The organism is Streptomyces sp. NPDC043867 (assembly GCF_056435845.1).
This window is the reverse complement of record NZ_JBWKDS010000050.1, coordinates 13,120-36,198: the sequence shown is the minus strand read 5'-3', so window position 1 is coordinate 36,198 and position 23,079 is coordinate 13,120. Positions and strand designations below refer to the sequence as shown.

The 23,079-nt window shown below is 71.6% G+C and carries 18 protein-coding genes and 1 pseudogene; 5 read left to right on the top strand and 14 right to left on the bottom strand.

Annotated elements, in window-relative coordinates; all coding sequences use genetic code 11:
• The first annotated feature begins 40 nt into the window (after nucleotides 1-40).
• Entirely contained in the window at nucleotides 41-1,105 is a 1,065-nt protein-coding gene (locus tag AC069T_RS33865; RefSeq protein ID WP_478786387.1) for a DUF3533 domain-containing protein, read from the top strand.
• 197 nt (nucleotides 1,106-1,302) lie between these two features.
• Here the strand turns inward: AC069T_RS33865 and AC069T_RS33860 are convergent, their stop codons facing one another.
• The 9 genes and pseudogenes from AC069T_RS33860 to AC069T_RS33820 form a co-directional block, all read right to left on the bottom strand.
• The gene (locus tag AC069T_RS33860; protein ID WP_478786386.1) at nucleotides 1,303-2,205 is read right to left on the bottom strand and encodes a S1 family peptidase; all 903 of its coding nucleotides are present in this window, start codon (nucleotides 2,203-2,205) and stop codon (nucleotides 1,303-1,305) included.
• A gap of 235 nt (nucleotides 2,206-2,440) precedes the next feature.
• Nucleotides 2,441-3,223 carry a DUF1684 domain-containing protein gene (locus AC069T_RS33855; RefSeq protein ID WP_478786385.1) on the bottom strand — a complete coding sequence of 261 codons (783 nt, stop codon included), beginning with the start codon at nucleotides 3,221-3,223 and terminating at the stop codon, nucleotides 2,441-2,443.
• Between the two features lie 4 nt (nucleotides 3,224-3,227).
• Nucleotides 3,228-4,536, bottom strand: a pseudogene (locus AC069T_RS33850) (NtaA/DmoA family FMN-dependent monooxygenase).
• On the bottom strand, nucleotides 4,533-5,612 hold the full coding sequence (locus AC069T_RS33845; RefSeq protein ID WP_478786384.1) for an LLM class flavin-dependent oxidoreductase: 1,080 nt from the start codon (nucleotides 5,610-5,612) through the stop codon (nucleotides 4,533-4,535). Before AC069T_RS33845 ends, AC069T_RS33850 begins: the two are co-directional and overlap by 4 nt.
• A 104-nt stretch (nucleotides 5,613-5,716) precedes the next feature.
• Complete coding sequence (locus tag AC069T_RS33840; protein ID WP_478786383.1) at nucleotides 5,717-6,688, bottom strand: ABC transporter substrate-binding protein; 972 nt, start codon at nucleotides 6,686-6,688, stop codon at nucleotides 5,717-5,719.
• A gap of 64 nt (nucleotides 6,689-6,752) precedes the next feature.
• Complete coding sequence (locus tag AC069T_RS33835) at nucleotides 6,753-7,556, bottom strand: amino acid ABC transporter ATP-binding protein (RefSeq protein WP_478786382.1); 804 nt, start codon at nucleotides 7,554-7,556, stop codon at nucleotides 6,753-6,755.
• Complete coding sequence (locus tag AC069T_RS33830) at nucleotides 7,553-8,443, bottom strand: amino acid ABC transporter permease (RefSeq protein ID WP_478786406.1); 891 nt, start codon at nucleotides 8,441-8,443, stop codon at nucleotides 7,553-7,555. Before AC069T_RS33830 ends, AC069T_RS33835 begins: the two co-directional genes overlap by 4 nt.
• Nucleotides 8,444-8,681: 238 nt before the next feature.
• Nucleotides 8,682-10,457: an FAD/NAD(P)-binding protein gene (locus AC069T_RS33825; RefSeq protein WP_478786381.1), complete on the bottom strand. Its 1,776-nt coding sequence runs from the start codon at nucleotides 10,455-10,457 to the stop codon at nucleotides 8,682-8,684.
• Complete coding sequence (locus AC069T_RS33820; protein WP_478786380.1) at nucleotides 10,454-11,299, bottom strand: amino acid ABC transporter permease; 846 nt, start codon at nucleotides 11,297-11,299, stop codon at nucleotides 10,454-10,456. The genes AC069T_RS33825 and AC069T_RS33820 overlap by 4 nt, the downstream gene beginning before the upstream one ends.
• A 524-nt stretch (nucleotides 11,300-11,823) precedes the next feature.
• On the opposite strand from AC069T_RS33820, the gene AC069T_RS33815 reads away from it, so the two are divergent.
• Complete coding sequence (locus AC069T_RS33815) at nucleotides 11,824-12,783, top strand: ABC transporter substrate-binding protein (protein ID WP_478786379.1); 960 nt, start codon at nucleotides 11,824-11,826, stop codon at nucleotides 12,781-12,783.
• A 129-nt stretch (nucleotides 12,784-12,912) separates the two neighbouring features.
• Here the strand turns inward: AC069T_RS33815 and AC069T_RS33810 are convergent, their stop codons facing one another.
• A complete protein-coding gene (locus AC069T_RS33810; RefSeq protein WP_478786378.1) occupies nucleotides 12,913-14,127 on the bottom strand; it encodes a DUF5685 family protein in 1,215 nt (404 codons plus the stop codon).
• A 291-nt stretch (nucleotides 14,128-14,418) separates the two neighbouring features.
• Between AC069T_RS33810 and AC069T_RS33805 the strand changes: the two genes are divergently transcribed.
• Nucleotides 14,419-14,856 carry a cell division protein SepF gene (locus AC069T_RS33805; RefSeq protein WP_355793185.1) on the top strand — a complete coding sequence of 146 codons (438 nt, stop codon included), beginning with the start codon at nucleotides 14,419-14,421 and terminating at the stop codon, nucleotides 14,854-14,856.
• Nucleotides 14,857-14,910: 54 nt separating this feature from the next.
• Here AC069T_RS33805 and AC069T_RS33800 read toward each other — a convergent pair whose 3' ends face one another.
• Together AC069T_RS33800 and AC069T_RS33795 are read right to left on the bottom strand one after the other, a co-directional pair.
• Complete coding sequence (locus AC069T_RS33800) at nucleotides 14,911-16,101, bottom strand: acyl-CoA dehydrogenase family protein (RefSeq protein WP_478786377.1); 1,191 nt, start codon at nucleotides 16,099-16,101, stop codon at nucleotides 14,911-14,913.
• A gap of 382 nt (nucleotides 16,102-16,483) precedes the next feature.
• Nucleotides 16,484-18,100, bottom strand: a complete 1,617-nt coding sequence (locus AC069T_RS33795) for an MFS transporter (RefSeq protein ID WP_478786376.1) — start codon at nucleotides 18,098-18,100, stop codon at nucleotides 16,484-16,486.
• Between the two features lie 501 nt (nucleotides 18,101-18,601).
• On the opposite strand from AC069T_RS33795, the gene AC069T_RS33790 reads away from it, so the two are divergent.
• Entirely contained in the window at nucleotides 18,602-19,624 is a 1,023-nt protein-coding gene (locus tag AC069T_RS33790) for a phosphatase PAP2 family protein (RefSeq protein WP_478786375.1), read from the top strand.
• A gap of 99 nt (nucleotides 19,625-19,723) precedes the next feature.
• Here the strand turns inward: AC069T_RS33790 and AC069T_RS33785 are convergent, their stop codons facing one another.
• A complete protein-coding gene (locus AC069T_RS33785; RefSeq protein WP_358854141.1) occupies nucleotides 19,724-19,942 on the bottom strand; it encodes an I78 family peptidase inhibitor in 219 nt (72 codons plus the stop codon).
• Between the two features lie 403 nt (nucleotides 19,943-20,345).
• Here AC069T_RS33785 and ctaD point away from each other — a divergent pair, with 403 nt between their 5' ends.
• Complete coding sequence (gene ctaD / locus AC069T_RS33780) at nucleotides 20,346-22,076, top strand: aa3-type cytochrome oxidase subunit I (RefSeq protein WP_478786374.1); 1,731 nt, start codon at nucleotides 20,346-20,348, stop codon at nucleotides 22,074-22,076.
• On the opposite strand, the gene AC069T_RS33775 is transcribed toward ctaD, so the two are convergent.
• Entirely contained in the window at nucleotides 21,985-22,995 is a 1,011-nt protein-coding gene (locus tag AC069T_RS33775; protein WP_478786373.1) for a helix-turn-helix transcriptional regulator, read from the bottom strand. The two genes, ctaD and AC069T_RS33775, sit on opposite strands and share 92 nt — an antisense overlap.
• Nucleotides 22,996-23,079: the final 84 nt, after the last annotated feature.

Here is a 23,079-nt window from a genome sequence, read left to right as displayed (position 1 = left end):
CCCACCTGCGCAAACACCGTGCCGCCCGGAGCGTGGGGGCATGACGCAGACAGCCGGTGCCGGTACCCCGCGTACGTCCTTTCTCACCGAGGTGAGGGACGCGGTCACCCCACGGGCCACGCTCCTCGTCATCGGAGTGATCGCCCTCCAGCTGCTCTTCGTCGCCTCCTACGTGGGCGCGCTGCACGACCCGAAACCCAGGGACGTGCCCTTCGGAGTCGTCGCGCCCCAGGCGGCGGCGGCCGAGCAGACGGTGAGCAGGCTGCGGCAGATCCCGGGCGGGCCGCTGGACGCGCGGACGGTCACCGACGCGGCCGCGGCACGCCGGCAGATCATGAACCGCGACATCGACGGCGCGCTGGTGGTCGATCCGTCCGGCACCAGCGACACACTGCTGGTCGCCTCCGGCGGGGGCGCGGCCCTCGCCAACACACTGGGCGCCCTCACCACCGCCCTGGAGAAGAGCGAGCGGCGCACGGTCCGGGTGATCGACCTGGCCCCGGCCTCCGACCAGGACTTCGACGGGCTCTCGTCCTTCTACCTGGTCGTCGGCTGGTGCGTCGGCGGCTATCTCGCCGCGTCGATCCTGGCGATCAGCTCGGGCGCCCGGCCGGCCAACCCGCGCCGCGCGGCGATCCGGCTCGCCGTGATGGCCCTCATCGCGATCACCGGCGGGCTCGGCGGCGCGGTCATCGTCGGGCCGGTCCTCGGCGCCCTGCCCGGCAGCGTCTGGGCGCTGTGGGGTCTCGGGGCGCTGATCACCTTCGCGGTCGGCGCGGCCACGCTGGCCCTGCAGGGCCTCTTCGGGATCGTCGGGATCGGGCTCGCCATCCTGCTGATCGTGATCGCGGGCAACCCGAGCGCGGGCGGCGCCTTCCCGCTGCCCATGCTGCCGCCCTTCTGGAAGGCGATCGGGCCGGCCCTGCCGCCCGGCGCCGGCACCTGGGCCGCCCGCTCGATCGCCTACTTCAAGGGCAACGACGTGACCGTCTCGCTGCTGGTGCTCTCCGCCTGGGCGGTGGTGGGAAGCGCGGTGGCCCTCCTCGCGGCATCCCTGCGCGAGAAGCACCAAGCCCCGGCCGAGGTCTCCCCCCGGCCCGTGTGACCGGCCCGCACCCCGGCGAGAGTCCCGCCCCCACGACCGGTGGGGGCGGGACTCTCGCCGGAACGGTGAGCCGTCTCCGATCCGGGCACCGGTCGCCGAGAGCGCCCCGGTGACGACGGGCCCCCGCACGCCGGTTGCGTGCGGGGGCCCGGGTGCCGCCGGCTGCAGTCCGGCCGTACGGGTGCGGTGCGCCTGTCTCAGTAGACGTGGACGCCGTAGGCGCTGAGGGCCTCGGTGACCGGCTGGAAGAACGTCGTACCGCCGGAGGAGCAGTTGCCGCTGCCGCCGGAGGTCAGACCGTAGGCGGTGGAGCCGCCGTACAGCGGGCCGCCGGAGTCTCCGGGCTCGGCGCAGACCGTGGTCTGGATCATGCCGTAGACGACGTCGCCGCTGCCGTAGTTGACCGTCGCGTTGAGCGCGGTGACCCGGCCGCTGTGCGTGCCGGTCGTGGAGCCGCGACGGTAGACGGTGGTGCCGACGGACGGCGTGGCCGCGCTGGCGATGTCCTGGCTGCCCACCGCGCCGGACTTGGTGACCGACGAGTTGGTGTACCGGACGATGCCGTAGTCGTTGGTCGGGAAGCTGGAGCCCGTGGTCGTGCCGAGCGTGGTGGTGTGCGCGGAGTTCGACCACCACGTGCCCGCGCCGTCGGTGCAGTGACCGGCGGTGAGGAAGTAGTAGTTCCCGCTGTTGTCCTGGACGTTGAAGCCCAGCGAGCAGCGCCAGCTACTCGCATAGATGGCGTCGCCGCCGGAGATCAGCTTGTTGAACTTGCCCGGGGTGTGCTTGATGACGAGGGCGTCGGCGTTGCTGCCGGCGTCCCGCTTGATCTGCGCGATCTCGGCCTTCGACACCGTGCTGTCGACGGTGACGACGACGCGGTTGGTCTTCTGGTCGACCGCCCAGGCGGTGCCCGCGATGTCGGAGGCGAGCACCGACTTGTTCACCTTGCTCAGCTGGGTGGCGCTGAAGGTGTGCGCGTCGGACGCGCTCGCGTTGGGGACCGCGAACGATGCGGCGGCCACGAGTCCGGTGCTCACGGCGATCAGCCGGGACCGTCTCGATATGCCGCTGCGGGGGGTGGTGCGCTTGATCCTCACGTGTCGTTCCTCCGAAGGGAAGTCGGGGGCCCGCGTGGGGTCGGGGCCCGTGAGGCGCAGCCAGGGGTCCGTCCGGATTCCGAACAAGGCGTGCCCCTGACAAGCGCTGTGGGGAATATTCGGCTGCACGGCCGACCGGCGCAAGGGCGCCTTTCGGCCGTGCAGTGTTCAACTTGCGCTCACCACAGGGGAGTTGATCAGCAAACCTTCCGGACCCCGGCTTCCCCGCACGGGTTCACCGCAGTCTGCGCTCCCCCGCCTCGATCGCCGTGCCCAGCGTGTTCCCGGGCGGCGGGAAGGGGCAGACGAAGTGGTCGGCGAAGGCGCACGGAGGCAGCAGCGAGCGGTTGAAGTCCACCGTCGTACCGCCGTCGGCGTCCGGTGCCGCGGGGCGCAGGAACCGGAAGCGGTAACTGCCGTTCCCGCTGGTGGTGTCGGCGAAGACGGCCCAGAGCGAACCGTCGTCCTCGACCGACACCTGGAGGGTGAGGTCCTGTCCGTCCAGCGTGAAGGCGAGCACTCCGCCGAGCCCCAGACCCCGGGTCCGGCCGTCCACGTTCTCGACCCGCACGGTGCGGCTCTCGCCGTACGGCGTGAAGTGTCCGGGCACCGACCAGCGGGCGTCGTACGGGGTGGCGTCGATGCCCTGGAAGGCCTGCCGCGCCGGGGACGCGGGGTCGAAGTCGCGTACCCCCCAGACCCCTTCGCGGGCGAGGACGACGAGCCGGCGCTCACCGTGGCCGACCCGGGCGGCGGCGACCGGTCCCGAGTCGGCCACCAGCCGGATCTCGCCACCGAAGGGCGCTCCGTCGACGGTGAGGCCGTCGGCTTCCCCGGCCGTCAGCACGACCGCGTCGTCCTCGGCGGCCCACCGCCCCGGGATGTCCGGAAGTCGACCCTCCGGATAATCCTCCAGCCAGTGCGTGCCCGTCAGGGAGAGCGGGCCGTAGGGCGCCGTCACCGTCTCGGTGCGCTGCTCGTGCCAGTGCTTCCAGTCCTGGGATGCGTCCGTCGTCATGTGATCAACCCTTCCATACCGGATCCGGCAACCCGAGGTGCGAGCGCAGCGTCGTCCCGGTGTATTCCGTACGGAACGCGCCCCGCTCCTGGAGCAGCGGGACCACCCGGTCCACGAACTCGTCGAGCCCGCCGGGTGTCAGGTGCGGTACGAGGATGAAGCCGTCGGCGGCGTCGGTCCGCACGAACTCGTCGAGATCGGCGGCGACCGCCTCCGGGGTGCCGATGAAGGACTGACGGCCGGTCGCCTCGATCACGGTCTCCCGGATGGACAGCCCCTTCGCGCGACAGGGCGCGCCACCTGGCGGCGATGGCGAAGGGGTCGCCGAGCCGGGTCCGGCCCTGCGCGAGCTCGGAGTCCGGCACCGGGTCGAGGTCGGGAAGTGGCCCGTCCGGGTCGTACGAGGAGAGGTCGACGCCCCAGATCTGCTCCAGCGCGAGGAGCGCGTTCTGCGGGGAGACCTGCCGGCGGCGGATCCCGTACGCCTTCTCCTGGGCCTCGGCGGCGGTGTCGCCGAGCACGACGGTGACGCCCGGCATGATCTTGAGATCCTCGGGTGCGCGCCCGTACGCCGCGAGCCGTCCCTTCACGTCGGCGTAGAACGCGCGGCCCGCCTCCAGGGTGCCGTGCCGGGTGAAGATGACGTCGGCTGCGGACGCGGCGAACTCCCGCCCCTCCGGCGAGTCCCCGGCCTGGATGACGACGGGGTGCCCCTGCGGGGAGCGGGGCACGGTGAACTCACCCGCGATGTCGAAGTGCCGCCCCCGGTGGGCGAACGGGCGCGGCACGCCGTCCGGTGTCCAGGAGTCCCACAACTCTCGTGCCGTGGCCACGAATTCGGCGGCACGCGTGTACCTCTCGGCGTGGTCGAGGTAGCCGCCGCGGCGGAAGTTCTCGCCGGTGAAGGCGTCGGAGGAGGTGACCACGTTCCAGGCGGCCCGGCCGGCGCTGAGGTGGTCCAGCGTGGCGAGCCTGCGGGCGAGTTCGTACGGCTCGTTGAAGGTGGCGTTGACCGTGGCGGCGAGCCCGAGCCGCTCGGTGACGGCGGCGAGGGCGTTCAGGACGGTGAGGGACTCGGGCCGGCCCACGACGTCGAGGTCGTGGATGCGCCCCTTGTGCTCCCGCAGCCGCAGCCCCTCGGCGAGGAAGAAGAAGTCGAACAGACCGCGTTCGGCGGTGCGGGCGAGGTGCTCGAAGGACGTGAAGTCGATCTGCGACCCCGACCGCGGGTCGGCCCACACCGTGGTGTTGTTGACGCCCGGGAAGTGGGCCGCCAGATGGATCTGTTTGCGCGCGGACGGACGGACGGTCATGACGCTCCCCCTGCCACGGCGTACTGGTTGACGGGCCGCGCCAGTCCCAGGTGTTCCCTGAGCGTGCTGCCCGGATGGAAGGTGCGGAACAGGCCGCGGTGCTGGAGCAGCGCGACCGTGCCGTTCACCAGCCGCTCGAGGTCACGGCGCGGTGCGACGGGTGTGAGGTGGAAGCCGTCGGCGGCACCGGCCTCGTGCCAGGCGGCGATCAGTTCGGCGAGGTCCACGGGGCCGCCGCGGTACAGGAGACCCTGCGCGGTCTGCCGGGGCCCTCCCCCGCCGTGGCCGGGGTCCGCCGCGTGCTCGCCGCCACCGAGGTCGACGGTGAGACCGGCGAGGACACGCAGCGCGTCCGGGTCACGGCCCGACCGCGCCGCGGATTCCCGCAGTTCGGTGCGGAGCGCGCCGGCCTGGGCGGCGTTCACGGCCCGGACGATCGCCACGTCCGCGTGGCGGGCCGCGACCCGCCGGGCGTGTTCCCCGGTCGCGTCGACGACCCGGACGGGGTGGCCCTGCGGGGGCCGCGGCACGATGGAGGGGCCCTTCACGGAGAAGGCGGTGCCCTGGAAGTCGACGTGGTGCAGCTTGTCCCGGTCGATGAAGCGGCCGGTCGCCCGGTCGCGTATCTCGGCGTCGTCCTCCCAGCTGTCCCAGAGCCGGGCGGCCACGTCGGCGACCTCGCCGGCCTCCTGCCACAGCGCCTCGGCGGGCGCGGCGCGGCGCCGCCCGAACAGCCGGGCCTCGCCCTCGGTAGTCGACACGTCGAGGTGCCAGCCGGCCCGGCCGCGGCTGACCCAGTCCAGGGTCGCCACCGCCGCCTGGACGTGGAAGGGCTCGGTGTGCGTGGTCGTCACCGTCGGCACCAGGCCGATGCGGGTGGTGGCGGGCGCGACCCGGGACAGCACGGAGAGCGCGTCGGGTCCTGGCCGCGCGAAGGTGTCGCCGAGCGTCACGAAGTCGAGGGCACCGCGCTCCGCGAGCCGGGCCGACTCCACGTACGGGGCGGCGTCGTGGGCCGCCTCCTGGTTGAGGGCGGCGGCCAGGTGCAGAAGCCCCCGGCCGTTCGGTGCGGTCATGGGGTGAACCTTTCTGATGGTGGGGGGCCGCCCGCCGCCGTGGCGGCGGGCGGGGCGGCGGGGGACCGGCGGTCGGCGCGAGGTGTGCGACCGCCGGTGACGCCTCAGGTCTTCGGCAGGCCGGGCGGGTTGATCTCGGACTTGCGCACCGCCTCGCTCGTGAGCCCCCAGCGCTTCAGCACCCGCGCGTAGGAACCGTCCTCGATCACGTGGTCGAGAGCCGCCGCGTAGGCGTCGACGAGGCCGCTGCCCTTCCTGGTGGTGGCGGCGATCTTGCCCTGGAGCTTGTCGCCGGCGCCGGAGAGCGTGCCGACGATCTCGCTCTGGCCGGCGGACGCGACGTGGTAGGCGGCGGACGGGCTGGGGCCGAGATAGGCGTCGATGCGGCCGGACTGGAGTGCCAGGTAGTAGTCCGTGTCCTTCTGGAAGTACTTGATGGAGACGGGCTTGCGGCCCGCCTTCTCGTTCTGTCTGCTCCAGTCGACGAGGATCTTCTCCTGGTTGGTGCCGGAGGACACGGCGACGGTCTTGCCGGCCACGTCCTTGGGCCCCTCGACCTTCCAGGACGTGCCCTTCTTCGCCTCGAAGGCGATGTTGTCGAGGCGGTAGGTCGCGAAGTCGTACTTCTCCTTGCGCTCCTCGGTGACGGTGACATTGGAGAAGACGGCGTCGAACTTGCCGCTGTCGAGGCCGACGAAGAGGTTCTCCCAGGAGACCTCGTCGTTGTCGAGCTTCAGCCCGAGGGTGTCGGCGACCAGCGTCGCGAGGTCGATCTCGGAGCCGATGCGGGTCTTGTCGTCGGTCGCGTAGAAGCCGAGCGGCGGCGAGGCGTCGGCGCTCTGGCCGAGCTTGAGCGTGCCGCGCTCGCGGATCGGCGCCGGGACGAGGGCGGCGATCTCGTCGACCTTCTCGCCGCGGATGGGGTGCTGGTCGGGGCCGGTGTTGAGGCCGCCGACCTTCCTGGTGCCGGCGGCGCCCGTCCCGGTCGCCGCGTCGCTGTCACCGCCGCAGGCGCTGATCAGGGGGGCGGCGACGAGTGCGGCGAGCGAGGCGGCGAGGACGCGTCGGGACAGCATGGTGGAACTCCTCATGGGTGACAGGGGACTTGGCGACAAAGAAGGAAGGGGTGGTCAGAGGTGGTCAGAGGACCTTGGAGAGGAACGCGCGGGTGCGTTCGTGCCCCGGGCGGTCGAGTACGTCGCCGGGCGTGCCCTGCTCGACGATGCGGCCGTCGTCCATGAAGACGACGGTGTCGGCGACCTCGCGGGCGAAGCCGATCTCGTGGGTGACGACGATCATCGTGGTGCCCCGGTGGGCGAGGTCCTTGATGACGTCGAGCACCTCGCCGACCAGCTCGGGGTCGAGTGCCGAGGTCGGCTCGTCGAAGAGCAGCAGCTTCGGCTCCAGGGCGAGCGCGCGGGCGATGGCGACGCGCTGCTGCTGGCCGCCCGACAGCTGCTTGGGGTAGGCATCGGCCTTGTCGGCGAGCCCGACCCGGTCCAGCAGCGTCCGGGCACTCGCCACGGCGGCCCTGCGCGGGCGCTTCAGCGCGGACACCGGCGCCTCGACGACGTTGTCCAGCACGGTGAGGTGCGGGAAGAGGTTGAAGTTCTGGAAGACGAAGCCGATACGGGTGCGCTGCCTGAGGATCTCGCGCTCGCGCAGCTCGTACAGCTTGTCGCCGGAGCGCCGGTAGCCGACGAGCGCGCCGTCGACGCTGATCCAGCCCTGGTCCACCTTCTCCAGGTGGTTGATGGTGCGCAGCAGCGTCGACTTGCCGGAGCCGGAGGGGCCGAGGATCACGGTGACCTCCCCCGCCCTCACTTCGAGGTCGACGCCCTTCAGCACCTGTAGCGAACCGAAGCTCTTGTGGACGGACTTGATGTCGACCATGGCGGTGTCCGGGGCGGCGGGGGTGCCGGCGGACTCGGCGGGCGCGCTCATCGGGCGGTTCCTTTCGCGAAGTGACGTTCCACGTAGTGCTGGAGGACCGAGAGCGCCGTGGTCAGGAGGATGTACCAGGCGGTGGCGACCATGAGCAGCGGGACGACCCGGCCGTTGCGTCCGTAGATCACCTGGACCTGGTAGAAGAGTTCGCCGATCGCCATCACCGAGACGATCGAGGTGCCCTTGAAGAGGGAGATCACCTCGTTGGCCGCGTTCGGCAGGATCGAGCGCATGGCCTGCGGCAGGACGATCCGCCGGATCTGCCGGAGCCGCGGGATACCGAGCGCGGCGGCCGCCTCCAACTGGCCGCCGTCGACGGCCAGTACGCCGCCCCGGACGATCTCGGCCGCGTACGCCGCCTGGTGCAGGGCGAGCCCGAGCACGGCCGCGCTCATCGCCCCGACCAGTCCCATCGTGTCGAAGGAGAAGAAGCCGGGCCCGAAGGGGATGCCGAACTGCAGCTCCTTGTACAGGTAGGCCAGGTTGAACCAGAAGAGGAGCTGCACGATGAGCGGGATGGAGCGGAACGCCCAGATGTAGGCGAAGGCCACGGCCTTCAGGAACGGGCTGGCCGACAGCCGCATGAAGGCGAGCACGATGCCGAGCGCGAACCCCAGCGCCGTGCCGTAGAAGGTCAGTTGCAGAGTGACCCAGACCGCCTTGAGGACCACGTCGGCCGTGAAGAACTCGGCGAACACCTCCCACTCCCAGCCGGAGTTGGTGGCGAGCCCGTGCACGAACTGGGCGAGCAGCACGGCGGTCACGACGACGGCGGCCCAGCGCCAGGGGTGGCGTACGGGCACGACCTGGAGCATGCCGGGATCGTCCGGCTCGGCAGCCGGGGCGGCAAGGGACGGACGGGGTGGATCGCTGGTCAGGGACATGGGTTCCTCGGACGTGGTGGGCATGGGCGGGAGTTCGGGCGAGGGCCGGGGCCGGCATGGCGTGCCGCCGGCCAAGGAGCCGGGCGGGTACGCGCTCGGCCGCGGGAGCGGCCGGTCCCGGGGCGTTCGGGGAACGGGGCGGGATCGCCGGGCGCCGTGCGGGGTACCGCCCCGTCAGGGGCCGGTACGACCGGGCCTCGGCACCCTCAAGGACGCGGCACCCCGGCCGGCGGCGCCGTCAGGCGGCGACGCGACAGGACAGGGCGCGCAGGAACGCCAGTGCGGCGCGGGCGGCTGCGTCGTTCTGCCGGAAGGCGGGACCGCCGGTACGCGGCCGGGTGAAGGCGCCCGAGCCCCGGGCGTCGGTGTGCGGGCCGAGCGCGAAGCGCCGGGGGTGCGGGGTGCCCGAGCGGTCCAGGATCCGGCCGTCGCCGGGGTGCACGGCGAGCAGCCCCTCGGGGGTCGCCGCGGCCCCCTCGGCGTACAGCGCACGCAGCAGGGAGTCGCCGGTGCGCTCGGCCGTGGGATGCGGCAGCCGCGCCTCGACCAGCGCGCGGGCCTCGGTCACCGAGCCCGGCACCGTGGCACTGCGCGCCCGGAAGACACCGTCCTCGGCGGCGACGGTCATGTCCGCGCCCACGAAGGAGAGGATCCCGGCCCGGGACAGGGCGAGCAGCTGCCGGAGCCGGGGACCGGGCGGCCCGGACGCCAGGTAGCTGAAGAAGCCGTGCCACCAGGAGCCGATGTCACCGAGCCGGACCAGCTGACCGTAGACCGAGAGCAGCCCGAGGAAGACGGCCAGGTCCGGACTGTGCGCGGCGTCGTGACGCCGCGTCAGGTCCTGCTCGATGTACGTGCGCAGTCCGACCTGGAACTCCTCGGGCGAGGAGTACCGCACCCCGTCGAGCGGACGGTCGAGGGCGGCGAGGTCCAGCCGGTCGGCGGGATCGGGCACGGCGGACGCCACCAGAGCCCTGATCCCGGCGCCGTCCCCGGCCGCGTACTTCTCCTCGAAGTCCGTCCAGGCCATCCGGGTCCTGTCGGGGTGGGCCGTGAACAGCCGGTGGTAGTGCGCGAACCCCAGTTCCTTCTCGACCAGCGGCCACACGTCCCGGCGGAAGCCGAATCCGGCCGGGCGCGCGAGGAGTCCGTCGATCTCGGCGGGGCCCAGGAACCGCGGCAGCGGCGGGCGTTCACCCTCCCAGTCGTAACCGATCTTGGAGTGGTAGGGGACACCGCGCCGGGAGCCGACGTGCAGGACCGGCTCACGCCCGGACGGCACGTACTCCCCCCGCTCGAACCGCCCGCCACGCCCCTCGGTGAGCAGCACGACCAGGTCGACGAAGGCCAGCCCGAAGCCGCGCACGAGGACGGGCTCGCCGGGGGCGAGGGCGGACAGATCGCTGTCGGCGGTGAAGTCCGGCGGCAGGTGGACCAGTCCGTGGTCGTGCGCGTAGGCCGACAACGCGCGCTGTTCAGGGTCGAGTTCGGCATCGAGGTGCCCCAGGGCGAGGACGACGACGTCGGCCGGGAGCGGACGGGCCAGGCCCGCCAGCCACACCTGCTGGCGGCCCTCGCGCGGGCCGTCGACACGTACGGCCCGCCGCGCGTGGTGGTGGACGTGGATTCCCGGTGGCAGGGCGGCCACGGCCTGCTCGAACACCCAGCGCAGGTACGCGCCCTGCCGCCGCCGGCCGGCGAAGGTCCGCCCGTCGATGCCGGCCCACTCGTGCAGCGTGGGCCCCTCGCGGACGGGTCCCGCCATGCCGACGCTCTCGTCGGTGAACATCGTGACGTCCTGGGCCTGCGAGTTCATCCGGAGCAGCGGCGACTGCTCCTCGCGCCAGATGCGTCCGCCGCCCGGCGGATAGGGGTCGACCAGATGGATGTCGAGGCCCGAACCGGCGTACAGCTCGGGCGCGTTGGCGGCGATCCGCTCCAGCAGTCCGGTTCCGCGCGGTCCGGCACCGACGATGACGAGGGACGGCCGCGCCGCCGGGTCCTGGGCGCTCATCGGACACGCTCCGAACCGCGGGCGTAGCGCTTCTCCACGTAGTACTGGCCGACGCTGAGCACCGAGGTGACGACGACGTACCAGAGGGTGGCCACCATCAGGAGGGGCATGACCTGGTAGGTGCGGTGGTACACCAGCTGCACCGAGTAGAGCAGGTCCTGCACGGCGATGACGCTGACGATGGAGGTGCCCTTGAGGGTGCCGATCAGCATGTTCCCGGCGGGCGGCACGATGGCGCGCATCGCCTGCGGCAGCACGATCTTCCACCAGCGCCGCCAGCGGCTCAGCCCCAGCGCCTGCGCGGCCTCGATCTGCCCGCGGTCGACGGAGAGGATGCCGCCGCGCACCACCTCGGCGGCGTAGGCGGCCTCGTGCAGGGTGAGGCCGACGATCGCGACGGTGACCGGGCCCAGCAGATCGACCGTCCGCACGCCGAGGATCCGCGGGTACAGCGCACCGATGTTGAACCAGAACAGCAGCTGCACCAGGATCGGCATCGACCGGAAGAGCCAGACGTATCCCCAACTCACCGAGCGCAGCACGGGGTTCGCGGACAGCCGGCCCGCCGCAAGCAGGGTGCCCAGCGCGAAGCCGAGCGCCATCACGAGCGCGGTCAGCCAGAGGGTGAGCCCGAGGCCGCGCAGCACCGAGGCCGAGGTGAAGTAGTCGCCGACGACGTCCCACTGGAACGCGTCGTTGCGGGCGACGGAGTTGAGGGCGAGCCCGAGCAGGACCAGGACGGCGACGGCGGCCGCCCACTGGCCGGGGCGGCGTCGCGGGACGATGCGCAGGGGCGCCGCTCTTTGCGGTGCGGCCACCTTGGTGAGGGTGTCGGAGGACATGCGAAGACTCCGTGATGCGTCGAGTCGAACACGGGTGATGCCTTCACACAGGTCACTAGGGCGCCGCGGGGGCGCCGCACGGCCGAGCCCCTCAGCAGGGCCGTCCGCCGAGGGTACGGGGGCATTTCCCCTCGCTGTCAAGGCTGTCCACACTGTGAGCGGTACGTCTCAGGCCGGTTGACGCGGAAACGGATGCCTGTTCCACTTGGGCCCATGCATTCGCAGCAGTGGCTGGTCACGCGCTCCCACATCGACTTCGGTCGAGTGTGGTCCTCGTCCTGTTGAGCTGACCGCCGGCGCCCTCTCTCCTGGGCGCTCTCTGCGTTTTTCCGGCGCCTGAGCGCCGTCCACCGACGCCTTCACACGCGTACCCGGCGCCTCCCCTCGCGCCTGCTCCCTTTCTGAACGGTCAGCCGTGCTGCCCGCCTGCCCGCACGCCGGCCGGCGAGCCCGGCCGGCCGCCCGCGCGCTTACGCGCCCCAACACCCCATGTGCCGTCTGCCAGTTCAGGAGATCCGTACGCCATGAGCACGTCCGCGCAACCCCGCCGCCGCCTCTTCCTCCCCTTCGCCCTGATCACCTCCGCGGCACTGCTGCTCACGGCGTGCGGTTCCGGCGACCCGGCCGGCGCGGGTGCCGGCGGCGACGCCGAGGCCGCGGCCGACAGCGGCACGATCCCGACGACGGACGTCGTCTCGTCCGTCACGAAGGACCCGGCGGCGGCCAGGCTGCTGCCGTCCGGCGTCGACAGCCTCACCGTCGCGATCAGCGTCTCCGGTCAGCCGCCGGGCACCTCCTACCTGGAGGACGGCAAGACCCTGTCCGGCCAGGACGTCGACTTCGCGGACGCGGTCGCAAGGACACTCGGCATCAAGCTGAAGCACGAGGCCGCGAGCTTCGAGGCGATCCTGCCGGCACTCGACAGCGGCAAGTACGACTTCGGGGCGAGCAACTTCGGGGTGACCGACGAGCGCCGCAGGACGATCGACTTCGTCACCTACATCAACGACGGCCAGGGGTTCGCCACCCGCAAGGACAGCAAGCTCGGGAAGGTCACCGACCTGAAGCAGCTCTGCGGACTGAACGTCGCGACGAGCGCGGGCACCACCTTCGAGGCGACCCTGGAGCAGAACAGGAAGCTCTGCACGGACGCGGGCGAGAAGGCGTACAAGGTGCAGACCTACAACGAACAGGGTGCGATCTGGTCCTCCCTGCAACAGGGGCGCAGCGACGTCGTGATGAGCACCATCAACGGTCTGCGCTACGCGGTCGCCCATCAGGAGGGCGTGAAGTTCCTCAACGAGTTCCACCGGCTGGACGTCGGCTTCGCGTTCAAGAAGGACACGAAGCTGGCGCCCGCCTTCCAGGCCGCGGTGAACCGGCTCATCGCCGACGGGACCTACCGGAAGATCCTCAGGAAATGGGGGACGACCGGCTCGGGCATCGAGAAGTCGCAGATATCACCGCCGGAGATCAAGGGCTGAGATCCGGTGACCGAGGGCTGACCACGCGGCGTCCCCGGGTTCCCGTCCTCGGAGCTGCTGGAACCGTCGCTCCCGGGCCCGCCGCGAGCGACGGAAACCCCTCCGGTCACCCGGAGGGGGCCTCACGCGTCAGCAGTCGCAGGAGCAGCACTCGCAGCATTCACAGCACTGGCAGCCCTCGCAGCAGTCACAGCAGTCGCAGCCGTCGCAGTTGCTGCACCAGCCCTCGCGCCGCTGCCGCGACCACGGCCCCTCGTACTCGTCGGCGCAGCACACCTTGCAGGTGCAGCACAGCCCGATCGCCACGGCGCACCCGGTCAGCAGGCCGCGCCTGCCCGGCCCCGGCGGCGGGAGCGAGGGCCCGCCGCCGAAGGGGTTGCCGGCGCTGTACGGATTCCGCGTGTCGTACGGTCCGTGCGGGCCCGGCTGCGGCGGCGGTCCGAACGAACCGTCCGTCCCGCCGGGGTGTCCGGACGCGTGACCGCAGCCGGCCGTCCCGAAGGCGCGGTCCACCGACCGCGCCAGCTCGTGCGCGAGCAGCTCGTGGGCCAGCTTGGCGTCGGTGAACTCGACCTCGCGCAGCGCGAGCCGGATCCCGTGCAGCGCGTCGTCGGCGAGCCGTCGCGCCTCGGTGAGCGGCGTCCCCGTGGCCGTCAGCGGGTTCCACGCACCCGACGCGGCGTCAGTTTCCCGGTCCTCCACGGCGTCCAGCAGATGCGCGAGCCGCCCGAAGAGGCGCCCGGCCTCGGCGAGGGGCGCCGCGTTGCCGGGCCGGCCGGCGAGGACGGCGGTGTGCGCGAAGGCGGCGGCGGTCGCGGTCTCGGTCGGTTCCGTGACGGTGAGCAGCGACGTCCCGGGCCCGGCGAGTGCCTCGATGCCGACCTGCCGGTCGACGGCGTCGACGAGGACGGCGGTGTCGAAGCCGACGGCCGAACCGCTGCGCGCGCCGGCCCTGCCCCAGCCCGCGGCGACCCGGCGTGCGGCGAGCGCCACGGGCTTGCGCGCCAGAAGTCCGTCACCGTCCGCGACATGGTCACGCACCTTGGCCGCGGCCAGTACCAGGGAGACGGCCGCCGCGAGCCGTGCTCCCTCACCCTGCGCGACGGACGCCGTGCGCATTCCGCGCAGCGGACAGGGCCCCGCGGTGCGCCGCCATCCCGTGGCGCGCTCGGCCTGAGCCTCCGTCAAAACCGATATCAGCAGACCGTCGTAGTTGGTGACGACTCTGGCGAACTGACCGTGGTCCCCGCGCAGCGCAAGGCAGAGGCCGCACAAATGCGCCATCCACTGGGTTCTCAGACCCTCTGTCAGGCGATGCCGACAGGGCCGGACGATTCCGAACATGACACTCCCCCGTGCCTCGTACAACGTTGAGCTGCGGCATCGTATCCGCCCCCGTCGTTCACCCGTACGCACCCTCCGTCACCCGTACGCAGTGAAGAATCATATTTCACTCCTAGTCAGCAGCCGTTTACATCACGACCCTTGGGAAACGTGGGCTCTCGACGGATTCGCTGTGCACCAGTACCGTCACGAAACCCCCGCACGGCGTCTATCCACTTGGCGCGACATCCGCATCATGGACGACCATGGGGATGCGGAAAGCAATAAAGACCGCTGTGAGAGGAGGCGTCCATGGGATCGGTGCGCAAGGCGAGTGCCTGGCTTGGCCTCGTCGACGACAACGATGACGAGCGCTACTACGACGACGACTACGCCGAAGGACAGGAGTCCGGCGATGCCTGGGTCACCGACCCGCGCGTCAAGGTCGCTTCCGAGACGGCCGAGGAGAAGGGCCGCCGGATCGGCACGGTGACCCCGGACAGCTTCCGGGACGCCCGCGGCATCGGCGAGCTCTTCCGGGACGGTGTCCCGGTCATCATGAACCTCACGTCCATGGAGCCCGCCGACGCCAAGCGCGTGGTGGACTTCGCGGCCGGCCTGACGTTCGGCCTGCGCGGCACGATCGAGCGGGTCGCCAACCGGGTCTTCCTGCTGACTCCCGCCCACACGGAGATCGTGAGCGGTGAGGCGGCGGGCCGTCCGGCGGACGGCTTCTTCAACCAGAGCTAGGGCAGGGCCGCTCACCGGCACCGCCTTCCGGCGCGCCGGTCACGGGGACCGGGTTCACCGGAAGGCGTCGAGACCGGTGAGCGCCTTGCCCAGCACGAGCTGATGCATCTCCACCGTGCCTTCGTAGGTGAGCACCGACTCCAGGTTCGTCGCGTGCCGCATCACGGGGTACTCGAGCGAGATCCCGTTGGCGCCGAGGATCGTCCGCGCCGTACGGCAGATCTCGATCGCCTCTCTCACGTTGTTCAGCTTGCCGAAGCTGACCTGCTCGGGGCGCAGCCGTCCGGCGTCCATGCGCCGTCCCAGGTGATGGGCGAGCAGGATCCCCTTGTGCAGCTCGACCGCCATGTCGGCGAGCTTGGCCTGGGTGAGCTGGAAGCCGCCGATGGGCCGGCCGAACTGCTCGCGCGTCCTCGCGTACGCGAGGGCGGACTCGAAACTGGACCGCGCGGCCCCCATCGAGCCCCACACGATTCCGTAGCGCGCGTGCGAAAGGCAGCTGAGCGGCCCCTTCAGGCCGGTGACCCCGGGCAGCACGGCGTCGGCGGGCAGCCGTACGTCGTCCAGGACCAGTTCGCTGGTGACGGACGCCCGCAGCGACCACTTGTGCTTGATCTCGGGCGCCGAGAAGCCGGGTGCGTCGGTGGGCACGACGAATCCGCGGATCCCGTCGTCGGTCTGCGCCCACACGACGGCGACCCCGGCGACCGATCCGTTGGTGATCCACATCTTCCGCCCGTTGAGCACCCAGTCCCCGCCGTCGCGCCTGGCGTGGGTCCGCATGCCGGCCGGGTCGGAGCCGTGGTCCGGTTCGGTGAGCCCGAAGCACCCGATGACCTCGCCGGCCGCCATCGAGGGCAGCCACCGCTCCTTGTGCTCCTCGGACCCGAAGCGATGGATCGCGTACATGGCGAGGGAGCCCTGCACGGAGACGAGCGAGCGGATGCCGGAGTCGGCGGCCTCCAGCTCCAGACAGGCGAGGCCGTACTGCACGGCGCTCGCCCCCGCGCAGCCGTACCCCTGGAGCGACATCCCGAGCGCCCCGATCCCGCCCAGCTCCCGGGCCAGGTCGCGGATGCCCGGCAGCTCCCCCTTCTCGTACCACTCGGCCACGTACGGCAGCACCCGGTCCGCCGCCCAGGTGCGCACGGTGTCGCGGATCGCCAGATCCTCCGCGTCCAGGAGGTCGTCGATCCCCAGCGGATCGGCGGGGTCGAACGACGGCAACGTCGAGGACGCGGTCATGGCAGAACCTCCGGCACGCGAAAACTAGCAGTGTTAACCAAACTTCGGGCCCGACGTTACGAGCCCCCGCCCCGCAAGTCCAGAGCCCACGGCCCGCAGCCGCCGACGGCGCCGAGCCCCGCGGGAGACGCGCACCTCGAAGCAGGCCGGCGGTGCGCGGGTGGCAGGACGCCTGCCGGGTTGGGGCCCGGGACGCCTAGGGCCTGTCGTTTGGATCACGCCGGCGTCGCGGGGTCTGGCACGCACATCTGCGGCGTTGTCGTCGGTCGCCGACGCTCCGCGTCGACTCCCTCCTCCGCCTTGCAGCTGCACGCGCCAGACCCCGCTCGGGCCGGTCAGGACGAACCGTCGGTCACAGCCAGCCTGATCCAAACGACAGGCCCTAGGCGGTCACGCGGGACTTCCGCGCGTCGGCGGCCTCCCGCGGCGAGGGCACGTCCGCCGGCCCCGCCGCGGCCGCTCCGCACTCCATGACCCGCGGCAACCTCAGCGCCATCACGGCCCCGAGCAACAGCAGCCCGGCGCTGACCAGCAGGGTCACATGCAGTCCGTGCACGAACGAGTCCCGCGCGGCGTCCCGCAGGGCCGCACCCGAAGGCCCGCCGAGCCGCGCCGCGACCTCGTACGCCTCCCCCAGCGAGTGCCCCGCCGCGGCGGAGTCGGCGGCGGGGACACCGGGCACCGAGGACAGTCCGGGGGTGTACGCCGCGTTCATGACGCTGCCGAGCAGGGCGATGCCGATGCCGGCGCCCAGCTGGTACGAGGTCTCGCCGATCGCGGCGGCCCCGCCGGCCTGCGCGGGAGGCGCCTCGCTGAGCATGGACTCGTAGGCGCCGAAGAGCGTGGTCTCCAGACCGAAGCCGAGCAGGACGAAGCCGAAGAGCAGCAGGCCCGTGTTGTCGTGATCGCCCATGGCGGTCAGGCTGATCACCGCGGCCGCGGTCACGCAGAAGCCGACGCAGACCATCGCGCGGGGTCCGAACCGCCGCAGCAGGTTGGCCCCGGCCAGTCCCGCCGCCATCGCCGCGACGGTGAGCGGCAGCAGCCGCAGCCCGGTCTCCAGCGGTGAGAGGTCCAGCACGAGCTGGAGGTACTGCGCGGCGATCAGCTCCAGGCCGACCAGCGCGAGCATGGCGAGGACGATGCAGCCCACCGAGGTGCTGAACGCGGGCCGGGCGAACATCCGCAGGTCGACGAGCGGCTTCTCACGCCGCCGCTGCCGTCGTACGAAGGCCGCCAGCAGCGCGCCGCCCACCAGCAGCGGCAGCAGCGTGACAGGGCTGAGGGGCGGCTCCCCGCCGCCGAGCCGCTTCACACCGAACACGGCCCCGAAGAGTCCCGCGGCCGCCATCAGGGCGCCCACGACGTCCCAGGGACCGTCGCGGTCACCGGTCGACTCGGGCAGCAGCCGGCGACCGACCGGGAGGCTGACCAGCATCAGCGGGATGTTCACGAGGAAGACGGAGCCCCACCAGAAGTGCTCCAGGAGGAAGCCGCCGAGCAGGGGCCCCACGGCCGCGCCGACGGCGGCGACCGCACTCCAGATGCCGATCGCGAGCGCGCGCTCGCGCCGGTCGGGGAAGACCTGGCGCAGGATCGACAGCGTCGCGGGCATGATCATCGCGCCGCCGACGCCGAGCAGGGCGCGGGCCGCGATCAGTACCTGTGCGGTGTCCGCGAAGGCGGCGACGGCGGAGGCGACTCCGAAGAGGGCGTAGCCGAGGAGCAGGATCCGTCTGCGGCCGACGCGGTCACCCAGCGTGCCGAAGAGGATGAGGAGCGAGGCGCAGACGAGCGGGTAGACGTCGACGATCCAGAGCAGTTCGATCCCGCCGGGCCTGAGGTCCTCGGTGACGGCCGGCACCGCGACGTGGAGCACGGTGGCGTCGACGGCGACGAGAAGCAGGCTGACGCACAGCACCACGAGGACGACCCAGCGGTTGGCACCGGCCCCGGTCTCCCGACGGCGACGCGCAGCGGCCGTGGTCGTCCCGGACATGTACGTACCTCCCAGATGTTCCCTCGCCTCGGCGGAAACCGCGGGGTGGGGACTCCCTGCGGCTGCGGCGCGGAAGGAGCGGCTCCCGGGCCCACGCAACGAAAGGCGAGTGAACGGTCAGCGTACGCGAGTTCCGCCGGGTGTCACGTGGCGGACCTCTCACGTTCCCGGCGCGGGCCGTGTGGCGTGTGCCACGCCGCCTGCCGCCGTTGCCCGAGGTCAGCGACGCGGTGTGCCGGACCGGTCACCGCGAGGGGCACGGCGGCGGCCCCGGCCGCCGGTGAGCACGCGGGGAATTCCGCCCCAGCGTCCGGTGAACGAATTCATAAGAGCCGCAAAACAGCGTCACCGAATGATCAAAGGAATTGAAGGCCGAACCCGGCTGCGAATAGGCAATCCGCAGCGATAAAGGCCCTGTTGAGAGCAATCCCACATCACATCGTCATCACAAAGCCGGTGAATCGCGCGGGAACACAGCTCACTCGCTGTAACGTCGAGTGAGTGCGTACCGAACGAAACCTCACCCGTCTGGAGCGGGTCTTCGCCCGGCTGGACCGTGAGCCGGAACGGCCGGCCCACATCCCCGTACCGAGGATGAGCCGGCACAGGGTCGTGCTCCTCAGCGCGACCCTGGCCTTCTACGTGGCCATCGTGTGGGCCGTCGCGATCACGTCCTGGCTGGTCCGCTTCGACTGGCAGGTCATGTTCTTCCGGCCGTACCAGCAGTGGCCGGAGATCCACGCGTTCCTCGACTACTACGTGGTGCTCGGCCAGCGCGGTCCCACCGCCGTGATGGTCTGCGCGTGGCTCGGCTGGCGCTCCTGGCGGCAGCACACCCTGCGCCCGCTGCTCACGCTCGGCGCCTCACTGCTCCTGCTGAACATCACGGTCGGCGCCGCGAAGATCGGCATGGGCCGCCTGGGCCCGCACTACGCCATCACCATCGGTTCGAACGAGATGGGCCTCGGCGGCGACATATTTCCCTCGGGCCACACCGCGAACGCCGTGGTGACCTGGGGAATCCTGGCCTACCTCGCCTCGACCCCGCGCGCCAGGCGCTGGCTGTCCGCGCTGTCGGCGGTGACCTCGCTCGGTGTCGGACTCACCACCGTCTACCTCGGTACGCACTGGCTGAGCGACGTGCTCCTGGGCTGGGCCGCGGGTCTGCTGATCCTGCTGGCGCTGCCCTGGTTCGAACCGTTGATCGCCCGCGCCGAGGCCTGGATCTTCACCCTGCGCGACGCCTGGCGCAGCCGCCGTGGCACTGCGGTCCCGGCCGTCTCCCCGAAGCCGGTGGGCGCGCCGGTCATGGTCACGCGGCCGACCGCCGACGACGGGCAGGCCCCGGCGCACGCGACGGCCGCCACCCGGCCGCCCCGGGCGCCCGCCCATCTGGCTCCCGGTCCGCACTCCGCCCGCTCGGAGCGCACACCCGTCACGCCCGTGGGCAGTCGCCGGCCGCCGCACGCCGACCGTGTGCCGCGCACCACGGGCACCTCGGCCCGCCCCCTGACGGGCGGCTGAGCACAGAACGGCGGGGCCGGTACGCACAGCCTCCCCGCACGGCGAAGGCCCCCGGTTCCTGACGAGCCGGGGGCCTTCGTCGTGCGGGGAGCGGTGCGGTCAGCCCTTCCAGCAGCGGGTGACCGTGCCGTCGGTGACCTCGAGGTTCAGCCGGCCCACGCGGTACTCCATGGTGATGATCGAGCCGGGCGGCAGGGAGCGCACCGTGGACCAGCCGCGTTGCCGGGCACGTTCCTCGGCGCTGCTCGCCGCCAGCCCGACGTAGGTCTCCGGGCTGTCCTCGGGCTCTTCGGGCGGGGTGGTGGGTATGGGTGCCATGCACGCCACGTTAGGCGGCCCGCCGCGGCCGGGGAAGCCCGGACCGGACACCATGCGTCACGTGTCCCCCTCCGGTCACGCTTCTGTCACAGGATCACGACACGCGTTTCGGCTCGCCTCCGTCACACCTTCGAGGGGTTCTGTGCGTGTCCGCCGAGCCGCCGCGGACAATTCCCGAGGGGCCCCGCGACGCTCCGAATTGACCGGTCGAAAGGCCGGACACGCGCGTACGGCAACGTCATTGCGAGCCGAATCCGAAGCCGCCCCGGGGAAACCGGAGCGGCGTGGAAATATGCGGTTCCCGGACAGAACCCCGCGCGCCCTCTGTCGGAGCCCGGGCGGCGCGAGCATCATGGCGTCAGCTTCAGCAGGGCCCGGGGCGCGACGAGTGAAGGGGCGAGCGATGGGCACGGACACCGCGCGGGCGGCGGCGCGACCCGTACCGGCGAAGCGGCCGGGCCGGCTGGCCGTGGACTGGCTGACCACCACCGATCACAAGAAGATCGGTCACCTCTACCTGATCACCTCGTTCGTCTTCTTCCTGGTCGGCGGGATCATGGCGCTGCTGATGCGTGCCGAGCTCGCGCGCCCGGGGCTGCAGCTGATGGACAACCACGAGTACAACCAGCTGTTCACCCTGCACGGCACGATCATGCTGCTGCTCTTCGCGACCCCGACCTTCGCGGGCTTCGCCAACGAGATCATGCCGTTGCAGATCGGCTCCCCGGACGTCGCGTTCCCCCGGCTCAACATGCTGTCGTACTGGCTGTTCCTCTTCGGCGGCCTGATCGTCCTCGGCTCGCTCGCGGTGCCCGAGGGTCCGGCGGACTTCGGCTGGTTCGCCTACGCTCCGCTCAACAGCCTGGAGCGGTCACCGGGCATCGGCGCCGACCTGTGGATCATGGGGCTCGCGCTGGCCGGCTTCGGCACCATCCTCGGCGCGGTCAACTTCATCACCACCATCATCGGGATGCGCGCCCCCGGCATGACGATGTTCCGGCTGCCGATCTTCACCTGGAACGTCCTCTTCACCTCGATCCTCGTCCTCTTCGCGTTCCCGGTGCTCGCGGCGGCGCTGCTGGTCCTGGAGGCGGACCGGCGGTTCGGCTCGGTGGTGTTCGAGGCGGCCAGCGGCGGCGCACTGCTGTGGCAGCACCTCTTCTGGTTCTTCGGGCATCCCGAGGTCTACATCATCGCGCTGCCGTTCTTCGGGATCATCACGGAGATCATCCCGGTCTTCAGCAGGAAACCGATCTTCGGCTATCTCACGCTCGTCGGCGCGACGATGGCGATCACCGGTCTTTCGGTGGTCGTGTGGGCGCACCACATGTTCGCGACGGGCGCGGTGCTGCTGCCGTTCTTCTCCTTCATGTCGTTCCTGATCGCGGTCCCGACGGGCGTCAAGTTCTTCAACTGGACCGGGACCATGCTGAGGGGGTCGCTGTCCTTCGAGACGCCCATGCTGTGGGCGACGGGCTTCCTGGTGTCGTTCCTGTTCGGCGGTCTGACCGGGGTGATCCTGGCGTCGCCGCCCCTCGACCTGCACGTCACGGACACGTACTTCGTCGTCGCGCACTTCCACTACGTCGTGTTCGGCACCGTCGTCTTCGCGACCTTCGCCGGCTTCCACTTCTGGTGGCCCAAGTTCACCGGGAAGATGCTCGACGAACGCCTCGGGAAGATCCACTTCTGGACGCTGTTCGTCGGTTTCCACACGACGTTCCTGGTGCAGCACTGGCTGGGCGCCGAGGGCATGCCGCGCCGGTACGCGGACTATCTGGCCGCCGACGGCTTCACGGCGCTCAACACCGTCTCGACGGTCGGCGCCCTCCTGCTGGGCATGTCCACGCTGCCGTTCCTCTACAACGTCTGGAAGACGGCGAGGTACGGCACCCCGGTCGACGTCGACGACCCCTGGGGCTTCGGGCGCTCCCTGGAGTGGGCGACCTCGTGTCCGCCGCCGCGGCACAACTTCGTCACGCTGCCCCGGATCCGCTCCGAGGCCCCCGCCTTCGACCTGCACCACCCGGCGTTCGCGGCGATCACTCCCCCGCAGACCCGCTCCGGGCAGGAGGACAGCCCGCAGCTGCGCTTCGGTCAAGAGCGGCCGTCAGACGGTCCCGGGCCGTCCTGAGCGCGTCGACCAGCTCGGCCGGTTCGAGCACCTCGAACGGGAAGCCCATGATCAGCACGTGAACGACCATCAGCTCGATGCTCGCGGCCCCGGCGCGCAGCAGACAGCTGTGCTCGCTCTCCGCCTCCAGGGTTCCGGCGGACGGTGAGACGCGTTCCGCGGCCTCCGCCAGCGGCACGAGCAGCCGGACGACCGCGTGGGAGGCGTACGCGCGTGTGGAGACGCCCCGGGCGACGTGGGCGGCGAGATCCCCGTCGGGCGGGGTGCGGGGCGTGAAGCGCGGTCCGTGCGGGGGTCTCGGCGTGATGCGGTCCACGCGGAACGTGCGCCAGTCGGCGCGGTCGACGTCCCAGGCGAACAGGTACCAGCGGCGCTCGGAGCACACCAGGCGGTGCGGCTCCACCGTGCGCCGCGTCGGGGTGCCGCCGTGGTCGAGGTAGTCGAAGCGCAGCCGCTCGCAGTCCCGGCAGGCGTGGGCGAGTTCGGTGAGCACGGCGGGGTCGACGGCGGAGGCCTGAGGACCGCGCAGCATCGGCACGGTGAAGGCGTTCAGGGCGCCCACACGGCGGCGCAGCCGGTGCGGCAGCACCTGTTCCAGCTTGGCGAGAGCGCGGACGGACGTCTCGCCGATGCCCTCGATCGCCTGTCCCGCGGCCTGTCGCAGCCCGACGGCCACGGCCACCGCCTCGTCGTCGTCCAGCAGCAGGGGCGGCAGTTCGGCTCCCGCGCCCAGCTGATAGCCGCCGCCCGTGCCCGGGCTGGCGTTGACGGGGTAGCCGAGCCCGCGCAGCCGGTCCACGTCGCGGCGGACGGTCCTGGGCGTGACCCCGAGGCGGTCCGCCAGTTCGGCGCCGGACCACTCGCGGTGGGCCTGCAGCAGTGACAGCAGACGCAGCAGTCGTGCCGATGTCTCCAACATGGCGCCGAGTCTGCCAGCCCTTGCGGACAGTGACGGTCCGCGAGGGGACTCCGGGCGCCCCGCCGCACCGGGGCCCCGTGCCGC